We start from the raw sequence: 14,406 nt of genomic DNA on the forward strand, positions 1-14,406 counted from the left end.
CGAGCCTACCGATGAGGCCGTAATTCGCACGCTCGTTTGATACGCTCGAGGACGTGACCGCAGCGCTGCAGGCCTCGCTGTTCGACACCGGACGACCCGCACCGGGCGAGCTCGACGACCGGGTCCGCCGCGAGCACCTGCGCGGCGGCGCCTGGATCGACGTCCTGCCGGGCTGGCTGAGCGGGGCGGACGCCCTGTTCGAGACCCTCGCGCGCACGGTCCCGTGGCGCGCCGAACGGCGGCAGATGTACGAGCGGGTCGTCGACGTCCCGCGGCTGCTGTGCTTCTACGACGAGGGCGACGACCTGCCCGATCCCGCGCTGGTCGCGGCCAGACAGGCGCTCGATCGCCACTACCGCCGCGAGCTCGGCGAGCCGTTCGCCACCGTCGGGCTGTGCCTGTATCGGGACGGGCGCGACAGCGTCGCCTGGCACGGCGACCGGATCGGGCGTGGCTCCACCGAGGACACCATGGTCGCGATCGTCTCGGTGGGCGACCCGCGAGCCCTGCTGCTGCGACCGCGCGGGGGCGGCCCGGCGCGCCGCCACGAGTTGGGGCACGGCGACCTGATCGTGATGGGCGGCAGTTGCCAGCGCACCTGGGAACACGCGATCCCGAAGACCAGCCGCGCGGTCGGGCCCCGGATCAGCATCCAGTTCCGCCCCCGTGGCGTCCGCTGACGTCGGCCTGGGGGCGCGTCATCGCTCCCAGCTGGGCACCGCGACGCCGCACCCGTGCAGGAACCGGTGCCAGGCGTCCAGGCAGCGCTCGGCGAGATCGAGCGCGTCGTAGCGGACCGGCTTGGCGTCCGGCCGGCGGTAGTCGACCCAGGCGTGCGGCGGTCGGGAGAACGCGACCGGGACCAGCCGCGCAACGCCCCCGCCTGCCGGCTCCAGGGCCCGGGCTACGCTCAGCGGTTCGATGGCGAAGAGCCGGGCGAGGGCCCCGGGCGTGACGGACACCGGTTCCGGGCCGGCCACCAGCCAGTCGGCCAGCTCGGCACAGGAGGTGAAGGTCATCAGCGCGGTCTTGCGCAGGCCCTCGGCGGTACCGCCGTCGTCGACGCTGTACACGTGCCGCAGTTGCTGCACGTTCCAGGTGAACTGCAGGTACTTGACCGTCCAGTCCTTGAACGGGTCGAACCACGGCAACACGCGGTCGCTCACGAGCCGGTACGAATCCTCAGGGTCCGCGCGCAGCCGGGCCGTGCTGCCGCAGAGGCAGGGCACGCTCGGCGGGCGCAGGCTCGCGTCCCGCCCGCAGTCGGCGCAGCTGTACTGCACCGCACCCAACACGCCCGTCACGGACAGCCATCGTGGCACGAGCCCGCGTATCGGGGAATGGACAAACCGGTCCGGAGATCATCGAATTCAGAACGTCGGCAGGGCGAGCACCCCGAGCACCCCGACAACCAGGGCAAACCCCAACGTCACGGCCAGGAACAGCAACTCGGTGCGGTGCGCAGCGGAGGCGTGCACCATCCGATTCGCGTACGTTGCCACCTGCACTCCACCGCGTGCGCCGGCGGACTTGAGCCGCTGCGTGGTGACGGTGCTGCTGACCATGACGTGATTCCTCCTCGCTCCGACAATCCGGTGCACTGAGGGTTCCCGATCGGGCACGCTTCACACACATCGGCCACGATTGCGGACATTGCTCACAACCTGCGTCGGGCTCGGCGGGGTCCGGTGGTCAGCCGGGCTGCATCACGATCTCGGCCCGGGTGCCGCCCTCGGGGCCTTGCAGCAGGCAGGCGCTGCCGTGGTCGGTGGCGACGAGGCGGCCCACGATCGCCAGTCCCAGACCGGTGCCGCCCCGCCCGCCGCGATCGGTCGCGTAGGCATCGAACGCGCGGGCGCGCTGGGCCGCGCTCATTCCCGGACCGGTGTCATCGACACGCAGCATCGGACGCGGACCCACGCGGGCGACCGTCACCGTGACCCGGCCGCCGAACGGGACGGCGTCGAGGGCGTTCGCGAGCAGGTTGTCCAGCACCTGCTCGAGGTGGCCGGGCGTGAGCGCGGCGAGCACGCCGGACTCGGCGGCGTGCAGGTCCAAGCTGACATCGCGCTCGGCAGCCACCGGTTCCCATGCCCGCAGCCGCTCGCTCACACTCGTCACGAGGTCGGTGCTGACCGGCGCGTACTCCGTCGCCTCGGCCCGGGCGATCGCGAGCAGGCCGTCGACGAGGCGGGCCAGCCGATCGACCTCGGTGAGCATCGCCGTCGCCTCGACGCGGGCGTCGCCGGTCACGTCCTCGGCCAGCAGTTCGAGCCGGAGCCGCAGCGCCGACAGTGGGGTCCGCAACTGGTGCGAGACTTCGGCCGTCATCCCGCGCTGGTTCTGCAGCAGCGCGCCGACCCGGTCCGCCATCTCGTTGAAGGCGTGCGCGACCTCGCGGACGTCGGCCGGCCCGGACCCCTCGTCGGCGCGGGCGTGTGACTGGCCGGCACCGATGCTCCGAGCCGCAGCGTGCAGGCTGCGCAGTGGCCGAGCGATCCATCGCCCCAGTGACCAACCCACCGCGGCACCGACCACGAGGGCAAGCAACGCTGCAGCGCCCAACGCCAGCCACAGGGCGCGAGCCCGGTCGTGCAGGCTCGCGGAGTTACGGGCGAGGATGATCGTGCCCACCGACGCGCGGCCGTCACCCACCCGCGCCGTCACCACGACCTCGCCGTCCTGCGCAGGTACGGGTTGCCCGTCCCGCACGGCAGGCACGACCGCGGCCGGAAGCGGACGGCCGGCCGTCGCGACGACGGTGCCGGCCCTGTCCAGAACCACAACGGCGTCCGCATCGCGCACGGCTCTGGACAGCAGCCCGGGCAGGGCCGCGATCGAAGCGCGATCGTCGAGCTGTTCCTCAGCGAGCCCGGCGACGCCTCGCGCCGCGGTCCGGGCCGAGTCCACGAAGTCCCGACGCTGCTGGCCGGTCACGATCAGCCCGAGCGGGAGGGTGATCGCCGTGATGACGGCGACCAGGACGGCAAGGAAGCTGGCCAGGATGCGGCGCGTCATGCCTGCTGGTGTGCCGGCCGGCCGAGGCGGAAGCCGCGCCCGTACACGGTCTCGATCAGCTCGAGCGCCCCGAGCTTGCGGCGGAGCGCGGCGACGTGCACGTCCAGCACCTTGCGTGGGCCGTACCAGTGCTCGTCCCAGACCCGATCGAAGATCTCCTCGCGGCTGACGGCACGACCCGGTTCGAGCGCCAGGCAGGCGAGGATGTCGAACTCCTTGCCGGTGAGGTTGATCGGTTCCTCATCGACCCACACCCGGCGCGCGGGCAGGTCGATCCGGAGCGGGCCGTGCACGATCACGCCCGAGTCCGACCGGGCGCGGCGCAGCACGGCCCGCATCCGCGCGAGCAACTCCTGAAACCCGAACGGCTTGACGATGTAATCGTCGGCACCGGCGTCCAGCGCGGCCACGCGGTCGGCCTCGGCGCCCCGCGCCGTCACCACGATGAGCGGTGCCGCACTTCGTTGCCGCAGCCGGCCACACAGTTCCACACCGTCCAGATCGGGCAGGCCCAGATCGAGCAGCACCAGTTCGGCGGGCGCGCAGCGCAGCGCGCTGGTCCCGTCGCGCACCAGACTGGCCCGGGCGCCCACCCGGGTCAGGCCCTTGACGAGCTGGCCGCCGATCGCTGCGTCGTCCTCGACGATCAGCACCGACAGGCCCGCCAGGACGGCGTTGCGGGTATCGGCGACGGTCACTGCATCACCGTAGGTCCACGGCTGGCGCGACGGTGAGAGCTGAACCGGTTCTTAGTCACCTGTCGCGAACGATCATCACGTGCAGAACACGCGATCACGCTCATGGTTCGAGGCCACGGCGGCGTGGGGGCGGCGGCACCGCGAGCCGGGCTGGCTGCTGCTGCCACTGCGGCTGTTCCTCGGGGTCACGTTCAGCTTCGCCGGGCTGCAGAAGCTCGCGAACCCCGATTACCTCGACCCGCACAGCCCCGCCTCGGTGGCCGCGCAGATGCGGGTGTTCGCGCACACCAGCCCGATCGGCCGGCTGGTCGGGCTGTCCGCCCACGCCCCGACGGCGGTCGGGTTGCTGATCGCGTTCGGCGAGCTCGCGGTCGGCCTGGGCACCCTGCTCGGGCTCTTCCAGCGCATCGCCGCGCTCGGCGGTGCGCTGCTGTCCCTGACGTTCTTCCTGACCGTCTCGTGGAGCACCACGCCGTACTACTACGGCTCGGACATCGTGTTCGCCTTCGCGTGGCTCACGATGCTCGGTTTCGGCTCCCAGGGTGTGCTCACCATCGACCACTGGCTACGCGAGCCGACGGTGGCGCAGGCCCCGCGGCCAGGGAACCGCAGGCCTGCTGCCCTCGCCGGCGTCGACCGGCGCACCGCGATCCGCGCGGGCGCGGCGGCCGCGCTCGCCACGGGCGGTGCGCTGGCGCTCGGTGGGGTGACCGCCGCGATCGGCCGCGCCGAGCACGGCACCGCCCACGCGCCTGCGGCGCTCGGGCCCGGGACGACGTCCCCGCCCGCCCGCCCGCAGGCGCATCGCCCTGCTCGCCCGTCCAGCGGCAGATCGACCGCGGGCACCGTCGTCGGCACCACCGACGAGGTGCCGGTAGGCCAGGCCCGCGCGTTCACCGACCCGGCCACCGGCAGCCCGGCCTGGATGGTGCACCCCTCGGGAGAGACGTTCGTCGCGTTCAACGCCACCTGCACGCACGCCGGCTGCCCGGTCCAGTTCGACTCGTCCGGCATGCAGTTCGTCTGCCCCTGCCACGGCGGGGTCTACAACGCGCGCACCGGCGCCGTGCTGCAGGGGCCGCCACCGGCGCCGCTGCAACCGATAGCAGTGCGGGTCGTGTCCGGACAGCTGCGGGTGGACGGATGAGAGCGACCGTCTCGCGCACTGCCGGCGCCACCGACCAGGCCGGCGGCGTCGAGGGCAACAGCCGGCTCACCGCCGTCAACGGCATGGTGCTGCTGGGGTTGCTGGCGGTGGAAGGCGTCACCGTGCTCGATGTGGAGGGGCTGATCACCCTGCACATCTACCTCGGGCTGCTGCTCGTCGGGCCGGTGCTGCTCAAGTGCGCCAGCACCGGCTACCGGTTCCTTCGCTACTACACCGGGGCCGCGCCGTACGTCCGCAAAGGGCCGCCGCACCCGATCCTGCGCATGCTCGGACCGCTGGTCGTCCTGTCCAGCGTGGCCGTGCTCGGCACCGGGATCGCGCTGGTCTACACCGGCCCCGCGCATCGCGAGCCGATGCTCACGCTGCACCAGGCCAGCTTCGTCGTGTGGTTCGCGGTCACCACCGGGCACGTGCTCGGCCACCTCATCGGCGCCGGCAGCACCACCTGGCGCGAACTGCGCGACCCACGGCTCTCACCGGCAGCGCGCAGGCGCAGGTGGCGCGCCCTCGCCGTGGCGCTCGCGCTGGTCGCGGGCGTGGGGCTCGCCACCGCCGTGCTGCCGTCGGCCACCGCGTTGACCAGCCACCACTACGACGGGTTCGAGCGGCACGGCGGCGACAACTGATCGCCTTCGACCGTCAGCACGCGGCGACTGCGCTCGCGATCCACGTCACCTCCGGCAGCCCGAGGTAACGCTCAGGTCACGAAGCCGGGCGCCGATGGTTTCGGGGTCGGCCCTTCGCCCAGGACCCGAGGGGCCAGCCGATCTCTGAGGACGCCGTGACCAGTCACACCCTTGCCCGCCCGGTGCGCCGGCTGCCGCTGCTGCTGACCGTGCTCGCCGCCGTGCTCGGCTGCCTCACGCTCGCCCCCGCCGAGGCGCACGCGACACCGGCGACGCCCGCCACCGGCGCCACGGGGGTCGCGGGCGCCACGGGCGCCACGGGCGCCACGGCCCACCGTGCCAAGCAGGTGGCTGATCACTCGGTCGCGTCCCTGCGCAAGCGGATCGCGGCGACGTCCCGCTCGCTCGCCCGGCTCTCGGCAGCGGCATCGGGCGCCGAGAACGACTACCTGGCCCAACTCGCCGCCCAGCAGCGCGCGACAGCCGCGGAGGCCGAGGCGGCCACGGCCGCCGCGGCGGCACAACACGCTTACGATCAGGCGCGCAGCGACCTGGTCGCGGTCGTCGTCTCGTACTACGAATCCGGCGGTGAGGCCGGCAACTCGGTCGGCGCCACCTCCGCCGCGAGCCTGTTCACCGCACCGGATCCGGGCGCGGTGATCCAGGCGGGCGCCGATCGCGAGATGATCACCCGCTTCCAGTCGCAGGTCGCCGCACAGCTGAACGGCGCGCTCGCCGCGCGCAACGTGGCCGAGAGCCGGCACCGCCAGGCGCTCGCGCAGATGGCGGCGCAGACCCGCGCGCTGGCCACGATCCGGCAGCGTGCGAACGCCGCCCTGCAACGCGCGCGCACCGAACTGGCCGGGCTGCAGCACGACCTGCGGGCCGCGAAGCTGACCCAGGCGCAGGCCGATGCGGCGCTCTCGTCCTTCCTGGGCGGGTGGGCGGTCTCGGACGGGCGGCGCGCCGCCGCCCTCGACTCCAGTTACCGCCGGCTGGCCCGGCTGGTGCAGCACCAGCGCCCTGCGCCGAGCCACGGCCGGTGGACGCCGGCCGTAGGGCAGACCGCGGCGAACCGCGCGATCCAGTGGATCGGGACGCCGTACGCCTGGGCCGGCGGCAGCAGCCACGGCCCGACCCGCGGCAGCTGCGCAGGCGGGGACGCGGCGCAGGACTGCAAGGTCGTCGGCTTCGACTGTTCCGGGCTGGCGATCTTCGGCTGGGCGCCGTACCTGTCGATGGCGCACTTCGCCGCGACCCAGTACACCCAGGCCGGCCGGCTGCACCCCGCGGTACGCGCGCTACGTCCGGGGGACCTGGTGTTCTGGAGCAGCAACCACTCGGTCACCGGCATCCATCACGTCGCGGTGTACGTCGGCAACGGCAACGTGGTGCAGGCACCGCAGAGCGGCGACATCGTGCGCATCACCCCGCTGGGCCGCGTCTCGTCCGGCTACTTCGGCGCCACCCGGCCGCTCACCTGAGCAATGCGTCCAGCTTCTCGTAGCCCTCGATCACGCCGGTGTCCATCCCGCTGGACAGGATCGAGTCCCGCAACTGCATCGACTCGACGACCGACAGGCAGCTCACCGACGTGCGTCCGTCGCCCAGATCGGTGAACGTCGCGGTCTCCAGCGAGACGCCGTCGGGGTAGCCCTCGTACGTGAACGTCTGCACGAGCCGCTCGTCGGGACGCACCTCGTGGAACGAACCGTAGAACGAGGCGACCTGGCCACCGTCGGCATCAGTGACCGAGTACCGCCAGTGGCCGCCGGTGCGGGCGTCCCACTCGGCGATGCTCGTGCGCCGGTCGCGGGGGCCGATCCAGCGGGCGAACAGCTCGGGGTCGGTCCAGGCGCGGAAGACCCGCTCGACGGGGGCGTCGAACTCGCGCTCGATCCGGATCGTCGGCAGGTTCGGATCCGCCGTGATGGTGGTCTGCCGGGTACTCGTGCCGTTCATGACGCTGCTCCTTGTGCTCGGGGACGGTCTTGTGCTCGGGGACGGTCTTGTGCGCTGGGACGGTCCTCCAGTTCGGCGAGCACCTCGTCGAGGCGGCTGAACCGCTCCTCGGCCTGGGCCCGGTACCTCTCGATCCACGCGGTCATCAGGTCGAACACCTCGGCCTGCAGGTGCCGCGGACGACGCTGAGCGTCACGCGCGCTGCTGACCAGGCCGGCATTCTCGAGCACTTTGAGGTGCTTGGAGATCGCCTGCGTGGATACCTGGTGCGGTTCGGCCAGCTGGCCCACGGTCGCGTCGCCGGTCGACAGCCGCGCCACGATGTCGCGCCGGATCGGGTCGGCCAGGGCGGCGAACACCAGGGACAGTCGGTCGGACACGGTCGCCACCTTTCACAACCAGTTGGTTGCCAACAACGCTAACCAGCCGTCGCCGTATTGTCAACCAAGTGGTTGCAGAAGGGAGGTCGTAGGCCACGCGCAGCACGCCCGGCAGCCTGGACGCGCCGCGCCCGCCGCCTAGGGTGAGTGGGTGAAACCGACCGACATCGCGCAGCTGATCACCCTGAGCCCACCAGCCCTCTCACCCGACGGGCGCACCGCCGCCTTCGCCACCAGCCGAGCGGACGTCGCGGCGAACGAGTACCGCGGCCAGATCTGGATCGCTCCGGTCGACGCCGGCGCGCCACCACGCCCGCTCACGAACGGACCACGCGACTCCGCGCCGCGCTTCTCCCCGGACGGCACCCGACTGGCGTTCCTGCGCACCGAGCCGGGCGGCAAACCGCAGCTGCACGTGCTCCCGCTCGACGGCGGCGAACCGCGCCGGATCACCGACCTGCCGGGCGGGGCGGGCGCCGCCGCCTGGTCACCGGACTCGCGCTCGATCGCCTTCTGCGCCCGCGTCCCCGAGAGCGGCCGGTACGGCACCGACGAGAAGGTCAGCCCGGAGCAGGAGGCGCCGCGGCGGATCACCGGGCTGCAGTACCGGCGCGACAACGTCGGGTTCCTCGCGGACCGGCGCGAGCACGTCTTCGTGCTCGGCCTGGACGGCTCGGGCGAACCGGTACAGCTCACCGAGGGCGACCACGACGACAGCGACGTCACCTGGAGCCCGGACGGGCAGTGGCTCGCGTTCACCTCGGCCCGGCACCAGGAGCGCGAGCACGACGAGATCCGCGACGTGTTCGTGATCCGCGCCGACGGCAGCGGGACCCGGCAGCTGACCGACGGAACGCTCGCGCTCTCCGCCCCGGCGTTCACGCCCGACGGCGCGCGAATACTGGCGATCGGCTGCGATCACGGACCCGGCAGGGACAGGTGGGTCGCCCGCAACGACGGCCTGTTCGCCATCGGCACGGACGGGCCGGCGCGGCCGAACCGGCTGACCGAGGCCGAGACGATCCAGGTGGTGTCCGAGCGGCTGGTGCTCGACGGCGACCGGGTGCTCGTGCTGGCCGCGAACCGTGGCGCGGTCGACCTGCTCGCCGTCCCGCTCGACGGGACCGGACCGCAGGTGCTCTCGGCCGGCCCCCGCCAGCTCACCGGGGTGGCCAGCGCACAGGGCCGCACGGTCGTCACGTACACCGACGCCGGCACACCGGGCGAGCTCGCGGCGCTGCGCTCCGGCGGCGAGCCGGCACCCCTGACCGCCTTCGCTGCCGAACTGGGGGCAGCGGTGTCGACGGTCGCGCTGAGCGAGGTGAACACGGCGGCGCCCGACGGCTACCCGGTGCACGGCTTCCTCGCCTTGCCCGACGGGCCCGGTCCGCATCCGGTGCTGCTCATGGTCCACGGCGGCCCGTACGCCCAGTACGGCTGGACGCTCTTCGACGAGGCACAGGTGTACGCGGGTGCCGGATACGCCGTCGTGTACGGCAATCCGCGCGGCTCGTCCGGGTACGGCCAGGCGCACGGCGCGGCGATCCTGGGCGACGTCGGCGAGCGTTCGGCGGTCGACCTGTACGCCCTGCTGGACGCGGCGCTGGAGCGGCCGGAGCTGGACGCATCGCGGGTCGGCGTGCTCGGCGGCTCGCACGGCGGATTCATGACGAGCTGGCTGATCGGCCACGGGGACCGGTTCGGCGCCGCGGTCAGCGAGCGGGCCGTGAACGCGATCGACTCGTTCACCGGTTCGAGCGACATCGGCTGGAACTTCGCGCGCGACCTGTACGGCCCCGACGTCGAGGCACAGCGGCGGCAGAGCCCGCTGACGTACGCCGACGCGATCACCACGCCGCTACTGATCATCCACTCCGAGCAGGACTGGCGTTGCCCGCTCGAGCAGGCGCAGCGGCTGTACGTCGCGTTGCGTTCGCGCGACGCGACCGTGGAACTCCTCCTGTTCCCCGGCGAGGGGCACGAGCTGTCGCGCAGCGGCTTGCCGCAGCACCGGGTGGCGCGGTTCGAGGCGATCCTGGACTGGTTCGACCGGTACCTACGCCCCTGACCGGGCAGCGGTGGCCTCCCGGGGCGCCCGGGAGGCCACCGCCCTCGCTCTCAGCGATAGTCGACCACGGCGCCGCGGTGTACCGATCGGGTCGGCACGTCCACCGTCAGCGTGCGGGTCGCCGCGTCGTACCGCCACTGCGCCGACCGGCCGTCCACCGACACGCGGTGCGGCGAGTCGGCGTTGCCGAACTGCACCGTCCACTGCCGCTGCGTGACCTGGCCCGCGAACCTCCCCCGCGCCGGGGCGATCCGCAGCTGATGGTCGCCGCCGCGCTCGCGGTAGTCCACGGACGTGGTCGCCGACCGCGCCGGGTCAGTGGTCGACCCGTCGTCCTCGTACAGCGAGTAGTGCCCGTCGGCGCCGCCGGCCACGGTCAGCGTCACCTTCGTCAACGGGTTCTGGACGTCGTTGGTGACATCGTCCGTACGCGTGGGCACGATGCCTCCCGCCTTGAGGAACACCGGCATCGTGTCGAGGTCGGTGCGCACCTGTTGCGTCGTCCCGCCGCGGTACGTCTTGCCGGTGAAGTAGTCCGTCCAGTCGCTGCCGGCCGGGAACCAGACCGTTGTCGTGGCGCTCGTCCCGGGCGTGGTGACCGGTGCGACCAGCACGTCCGGACCGTAGAAGTACTCGGAGTCGGCGTGCTGGTACGCAGCCTCCTGGTCCGGATACTCCAGGTAGGTCGCCCGCACTGCGGGGATGCCGGTGTCGTTGGCCTGCTTGGCCAGCGAGTAGGTGTACGGCACCAGGTTCTCCCGCAGGTTCAGGAACTTCTCGGCGGACGTGCGCGCTGCGTCGCCGTACTGCCAGGGCAGCCGATCGCTGTGGTTGCCGTGCAGCCGCAGGATCGGCTGGAACGCGCCGAACTGCACCCAGCGCGCGTAGAGGTCATCGGCCTCCTTGGTGCTGCCCGGGTCGGCGCCCTTAGCCTGCGTGCCGTCGTTGTTGAAACCGCCGATGTCGTGACTCACCGCCGACAGCCCCGTCGACCCGGATTCACCGGGTGTGTAGCCGACCTCGAAGGCAAGGGTCTGCCAGTTCGAGGTGGTGTCGCCGGTGAAGTGCGCGGTGGTGCGCTTGTCGGCCCACGGGCCGGTGGGTACGCCGGCCTGGCCGCTGTACCCACCGGCCTGCAGCGATCCGAACGCACGGGAGAACGCGAAGCCACGGCCGATGTTCTTGGCGGTGTCGTCGGCGTACTGCTGGTTGATCCACGCGTCCGGAGTGACATCCGGGAGCGAGGAGTACGAGTTGTCGCAGCACCAGTCCAGCCACCAGAAGTCGGCCCCCGCCTGCTCCATCGTCTGGTGCAGGTCCAGATACGCCTTGAGCTGGTCGGGATCGCCCCAGTCGAAGACGTAGTTCGAGCCGCTCGTGGCGAGCTTGCCGTTCGCGGTGGCCTGCGCCTGAGGGAGCTGCGGGTCGTCCGGCCCGATGCTCGGGTGGATGTTCAGCGTGTTGTGCAGGCCCATCGATGCCGCCCAGTCGAAGAAGGCCTTCGGATCGGGGAACTTCGCCGCATCCATCTCCCAGCCGTCCCACGTGCTCGGCGACTTGAAGTCGGTATCGGTCACCAGCACGTCGACCGGCACGCCTTCTGAGCGGAACTTGGGCAGGATCGTGTTCTCGTAGTCCGCGGCCGTGTAGTCGTAGTACTCGGAGAACCACACGCCGTAGGCCCATCGCGGCAGCAGCTCGGACGGGCCGGTGAGGGTCGCCAGGTCGGCGAGCCCCTGCTTGTAGTCCTGCCCATACCCGAACAGGTAGCCGTCCTGGTACGCCGCACCGTCATGGCTCGGCCGTGGCGTCACGGTCTTGCCGTCCCACAAGGCAGATTGCGTGTCGTCGAGCAGGTACCAGCCGTCCCGGTACAGCAGGCCGGGCGTCGTGACCGCGCTGCCGTTCACGCCGTCCAGACCGCGCCGGTAACCGCCCAACGGAGCGTGAGCGAGCAGGATCGGCGACTGCAGCGGGGTGATCGCCACCGTGTCGAGATTGACATGGCAGCTGTCCGCCGTGGGGCAGCCGATCGCCACCGTGTCCTGACCCTTCGACAGGGTCACCGGGGTAGTCACGGTCGACCACGTGTCCCAGTCGGCGGTCGGCGGGAGGGCGACGCTGGTCGCGGTGCCCCCGTCCACGGTGACAGAAGCAGTGCGCGGCGGAGTGGTGTTGGCGTTGGCATAGCGCAGCTGCAGTTGATACGTGCCGTCGGCGGGAACCCCGGTGACGGTGGTCGTGTCGGTGGCACCGACCCGTTCGAGGCCGGCGGCGAATCCGGCACCGGAGTAGCCGTTGTGGTCGCTGGCCAGGTGCGCGCCGCCGGTGAGCGCGCCGCCCTCCGCCTCGCACACCGTGCCGTATGCGCACGGCGTCGTGGTGGTGGCGGGCGCCGGGTAGTCCGCGCCCGGCGGCGTCACCGCGAGGCTGTCGATGTTGACGTTGCCCGAGTCGTTCGCGGCGCGGGAGACGACGAGGGTGTGCGTGCCGGCCGCCAGCGAGATCGACGGGACGGTGGCGATCGCCCAGTCGTCCCAGCTCGGCGTCGGGGGCAGCGTGATCGTGCCGGCTGTACCGCCGTCGATCGATTCACTCAGGGTGCGGGTGGTGTCCTGGCCGTCGCCGCCGCGGGCGTTCGCGTACCGCAGCCGCAGGGTGTACTCGCCGGCCGCCGGCACGTCGAGCCGGTAGGTGAGTGCCGCGCCGACGGACGTGAAGCCGGCCGCGAAGCCGGTTCCGGTGAACCCGGAGTGATCGGAGGCGACGCTCACGCCGCCCGTGAGCGCAGCCTGCTCGCCCTCGCACAGGCTGCCGAGAGCGCAGTGCGGAGCCGACGGGAACGCCGGGTGCGCCGTGACATCCTGGTCGCCGGTGCGGAGCTTCAGGGAGACGTTGTCGGCCGTGAACTCGCCGGAGCCGACCTTGTAGCGCAGGTCCATCCGTCCGGTGTCGATCGTGAGCCAGCCGTCTCGTACCCGGCTCGTGAAGTGCGTGGGCCGGAAGTCGTCGCGCCCGACGGCGTTGAAGGTCCCGGCGTCGGTGAAGTTCCCGTCGCCGGCGTACTCCATGCGGATCAGCGTCGGCGAGAGCACCTCGAAACGGGCGTCACCCGAGCGCACCGCGTGCCGATCGGCGCGGTTGTGCGCCGGCGTCGCGCCGGCCCGGGGGGTTGTCGCAACCACAGCGGCGGCGCAGGTGACCGCCGTCGCGACCGCGAGCAATGACCTGCTGCGTCGTCGTCTCATCTCACTCCTTCTGCGTGGAAAGCGGTGCCGTCGCCGAACCGCGACGGCTGGGTCAACACGAGGGCGAGCGCACCGAGCAGCGACGCACGACGGCCGAGTGACGAGCTGCTGACCGCGACCTCGCCGCTGCGCGCGACGAACGAGTAGCGGGCGAGCTCGTCGCGCATCGGGTCGAGCAGGAGGGGCGCGAGCCGGGACAGTTCACCGCCGACGACGACGTGCTGCGGGTCGACCAGGTTCACCAGTGCGGCCACACCGCGACCGAGGTGACGCGCGGCGGCCCGCACCGCGGCGATCACCTCCGCGTCACCGCCCAGCGCGGCGTCGATCATCGCCTCGAGACCGCCGCGGTCGTCGTCGTAGCCGCTCAGGCCGCGCAGGATCGCGCCACCGCCGGCGTAGAGCTCCAGGCATCCCCTGCTGCCGCACCAGCACACGGGGCCGTCCGGATCCACGGTGAGATGCCCCAACTCACCGGCCAGACCGGCATGTCCGCGATACACGGCACCGTCCAGGACCAGACCGACGCCGACCCGGCTCGCCAGCTTGATGTACGCGAGGCTTCGGGCGCCGGCGTGTGCTCCCCAGATCGTCTCGCCGAGCGCTCCCAGGGCGGCGTCGTTGTCGATCGCGACAGGGATGGCCAGTTCCGCGGCAAGCGCCTCCGCCAGTTGCGCACCCGTCCAGCCCGGGAGCACCGCGGGCTCGGCAATCGTCTGGTCCGCCGCGTAGATCGGGGCGGCGATGCTGACGGCGGCGCCGATGAGCCGCTCGCGTTCGGCGTTCGCCTCGCGCAGCGCAGTGGCCACCGAGGTGAGCACGGTCGCGATTCCCTCCGGCGCGCTGTGCCCGGCGGGCTCGGACCACCAGCGCTCCGCGTGGACGGTGCGGGACAGGTCGCCCACCGCGACGGCCAGGTGGCGCACCCCGATGTCGATGCCGATCCCGAGTCCGCCGGACCGGTCGAGCGTGAGAACCGTCGGCGGGCGCCCACCCGATCGCGCCAAGGCGCTGGGACGCTCGACGAGCAGGCCGCGCGCGGCGAGCTCGCCGACCAGCGCCGAGACGGTGGACCGGGACAGGCCGGTGAGCGTGCACAGCTCTGCCCGGGTCGCTCGCCCGTTCCGGCGCAGCACATCCACGATGGCCGCGCGGTTGGCCGAGCGGATCGCGCTGCTGGTCCTACCGTTCGCCCGTCCGGGGTGCTGGCTGGCAAGCGGCATGATCACGGCACACAC

The 14,406-nt window shown here is 72.2% G+C and carries 13 protein-coding genes; 5 read left to right on the forward strand and 8 right to left on the reverse strand.

Going from position 1 to position 14,406, the window contains the following annotated elements:
• Nucleotides 1-53 precede the first annotated feature (53 nt).
• Entirely contained in the window at nt 54-680 is a 627-nt protein-coding gene (locus tag M6B22_RS05475; protein ID WP_269444767.1) for an alpha-ketoglutarate-dependent dioxygenase AlkB, read from the forward strand.
• A gap of 18 nt (nt 681-698) precedes the next feature.
• Here the strand turns inward: M6B22_RS05475 and M6B22_RS05480 are convergent, their stop codons facing one another.
• The 4 genes from M6B22_RS05480 to M6B22_RS05495 all read right to left on the reverse strand — a co-directional run bounded on the left by M6B22_RS05480 (nt 699) and on the right by M6B22_RS05495 (nt 3,716).
• Complete coding sequence (locus tag M6B22_RS05480; protein WP_269444768.1) at nt 699-1,304, reverse strand: hypothetical protein; 606 nt, start codon at nt 1,302-1,304, stop codon at nt 699-701.
• Between the two features lie 66 nt (nt 1,305-1,370).
• Nucleotides 1,371-1,565, reverse strand: coding sequence for a hypothetical protein (locus M6B22_RS05485; protein ID WP_269444769.1), 195 nt, complete (start codon nt 1,563-1,565; stop codon nt 1,371-1,373).
• 127 nt (nt 1,566-1,692) lie between these two features.
• Entirely contained in the window at nt 1,693-3,018 is a 1,326-nt protein-coding gene (locus tag M6B22_RS05490) for a sensor histidine kinase (RefSeq protein ID WP_269444770.1), read from the reverse strand.
• The gene (locus M6B22_RS05495; RefSeq protein ID WP_269444771.1) at nt 3,015-3,716 is read right to left on the reverse strand and encodes a response regulator transcription factor; all 702 of its coding nucleotides are present in this window, start codon (nt 3,714-3,716) and stop codon (nt 3,015-3,017) included. The genes M6B22_RS05490 and M6B22_RS05495 overlap by 4 nt, the downstream gene beginning before the upstream one ends.
• A gap of 79 nt (nt 3,717-3,795) precedes the next feature.
• Between M6B22_RS05495 and M6B22_RS05500 the strand changes: the two genes are divergently transcribed.
• The 3 genes from M6B22_RS05500 to M6B22_RS05510 all read left to right on the forward strand — a co-directional run bounded on the left by M6B22_RS05500 (nt 3,796) and on the right by M6B22_RS05510 (nt 6,994).
• Nucleotides 3,796-4,863 carry a TQO small subunit DoxD gene (locus M6B22_RS05500; RefSeq protein WP_269444772.1) on the forward strand — a complete coding sequence of 356 codons (1,068 nt, stop codon included), beginning with the start codon at nt 3,796-3,798 and terminating at the stop codon, nt 4,861-4,863.
• Complete coding sequence (locus M6B22_RS05505; RefSeq protein WP_269444773.1) at nt 4,860-5,510, forward strand: hypothetical protein; 651 nt, start codon at nt 4,860-4,862, stop codon at nt 5,508-5,510. Before M6B22_RS05500 ends, M6B22_RS05505 begins: the two co-directional genes overlap by 4 nt.
• A gap of 155 nt (nt 5,511-5,665) precedes the next feature.
• Nucleotides 5,666-6,994 carry a C40 family peptidase gene (locus tag M6B22_RS05510; protein WP_269444774.1) on the forward strand — a complete coding sequence of 443 codons (1,329 nt, stop codon included), beginning with the start codon at nt 5,666-5,668 and terminating at the stop codon, nt 6,992-6,994.
• Here M6B22_RS05510 and M6B22_RS05515 read toward each other — a convergent pair.
• Together M6B22_RS05515 and M6B22_RS05520 are read right to left on the reverse strand one after the other, a co-directional pair.
• Nucleotides 6,987-7,472 (reverse strand): SRPBCC family protein, encoded by a 486-nt coding sequence (locus tag M6B22_RS05515; protein ID WP_269444775.1) that lies wholly within the window; start codon nt 7,470-7,472, stop codon nt 6,987-6,989. The two genes, M6B22_RS05510 and M6B22_RS05515, sit on opposite strands and share 8 nt — an antisense overlap.
• Nucleotides 7,469-7,852 carry an ArsR/SmtB family transcription factor gene (locus tag M6B22_RS05520; protein WP_269444776.1) on the reverse strand — a complete coding sequence of 128 codons (384 nt, stop codon included), beginning with the start codon at nt 7,850-7,852 and terminating at the stop codon, nt 7,469-7,471. Before M6B22_RS05520 ends, M6B22_RS05515 begins: the two co-directional genes overlap by 4 nt.
• 151 nt (nt 7,853-8,003) lie before the next feature.
• Here M6B22_RS05520 and M6B22_RS05525 point away from each other — a divergent pair, with 151 nt between their 5' ends.
• A complete protein-coding gene (locus M6B22_RS05525) occupies nt 8,004-9,920 on the forward strand; it encodes a S9 family peptidase (RefSeq protein ID WP_269444777.1) in 1,917 nt (638 codons plus the stop codon).
• A 50-nt stretch (nt 9,921-9,970) separates the two neighbouring features.
• Here the strand turns inward: M6B22_RS05525 and M6B22_RS05530 are convergent, their stop codons facing one another.
• Entirely contained in the window at nt 9,971-13,168 is a 3,198-nt protein-coding gene (locus tag M6B22_RS05530) for a TIM-barrel domain-containing protein (RefSeq protein WP_269444778.1), read from the reverse strand.
• A complete protein-coding gene (locus M6B22_RS05535) occupies nt 13,165-14,391 on the reverse strand; it encodes an ROK family transcriptional regulator (protein ID WP_269445813.1) in 1,227 nt (408 codons plus the stop codon). Before M6B22_RS05535 ends, M6B22_RS05530 begins: the two co-directional genes overlap by 4 nt.
• Nucleotides 14,392-14,406: the final 15 nt, after the last annotated feature.

The sequence above is a fragment of the Jatrophihabitans cynanchi genome, assembly GCF_027247405.1.
Lineage (GTDB): Bacteria > Actinomycetota > Actinomycetes > Mycobacteriales > Jatrophihabitantaceae > Jatrophihabitans_B > Jatrophihabitans_B cynanchi.

Bases quoted from the DNA above. Each gene is read 5' to 3' on its own strand.
- M6B22_RS05530 (WP_269444778.1), bottom strand. From the start codon at position 13,168: ATGAGACGACGACGCAGCAGGTCATTGCTCGCGGTCGCGACGGCGGTC.
- M6B22_RS05505 (WP_269444773.1), top strand. From the start codon at position 4,860: ATGAGAGCGACCGTCTCGCGCACTGCCGGCGCCACCGACCAGGCCGGC.
- M6B22_RS05485 (WP_269444769.1), bottom strand. From the start codon at position 1,565: ATGGTCAGCAGCACCGTCACCACGCAGCGGCTCAAGTCCGCCGGCGCA.
- M6B22_RS05490 (WP_269444770.1), bottom strand. From the start codon at position 3,018: ATGACGCGCCGCATCCTGGCCAGCTTCCTTGCCGTCCTGGTCGCCGTC.
- M6B22_RS05535 (WP_269445813.1), bottom strand. From the start codon at position 14,391: ATGCCGCTTGCCAGCCAGCACCCCGGACGGGCGAACGGTAGGACCAGC.
- M6B22_RS05515 (WP_269444775.1), bottom strand. From the start codon at position 7,472: ATGAACGGCACGAGTACCCGGCAGACCACCATCACGGCGGATCCGAAC.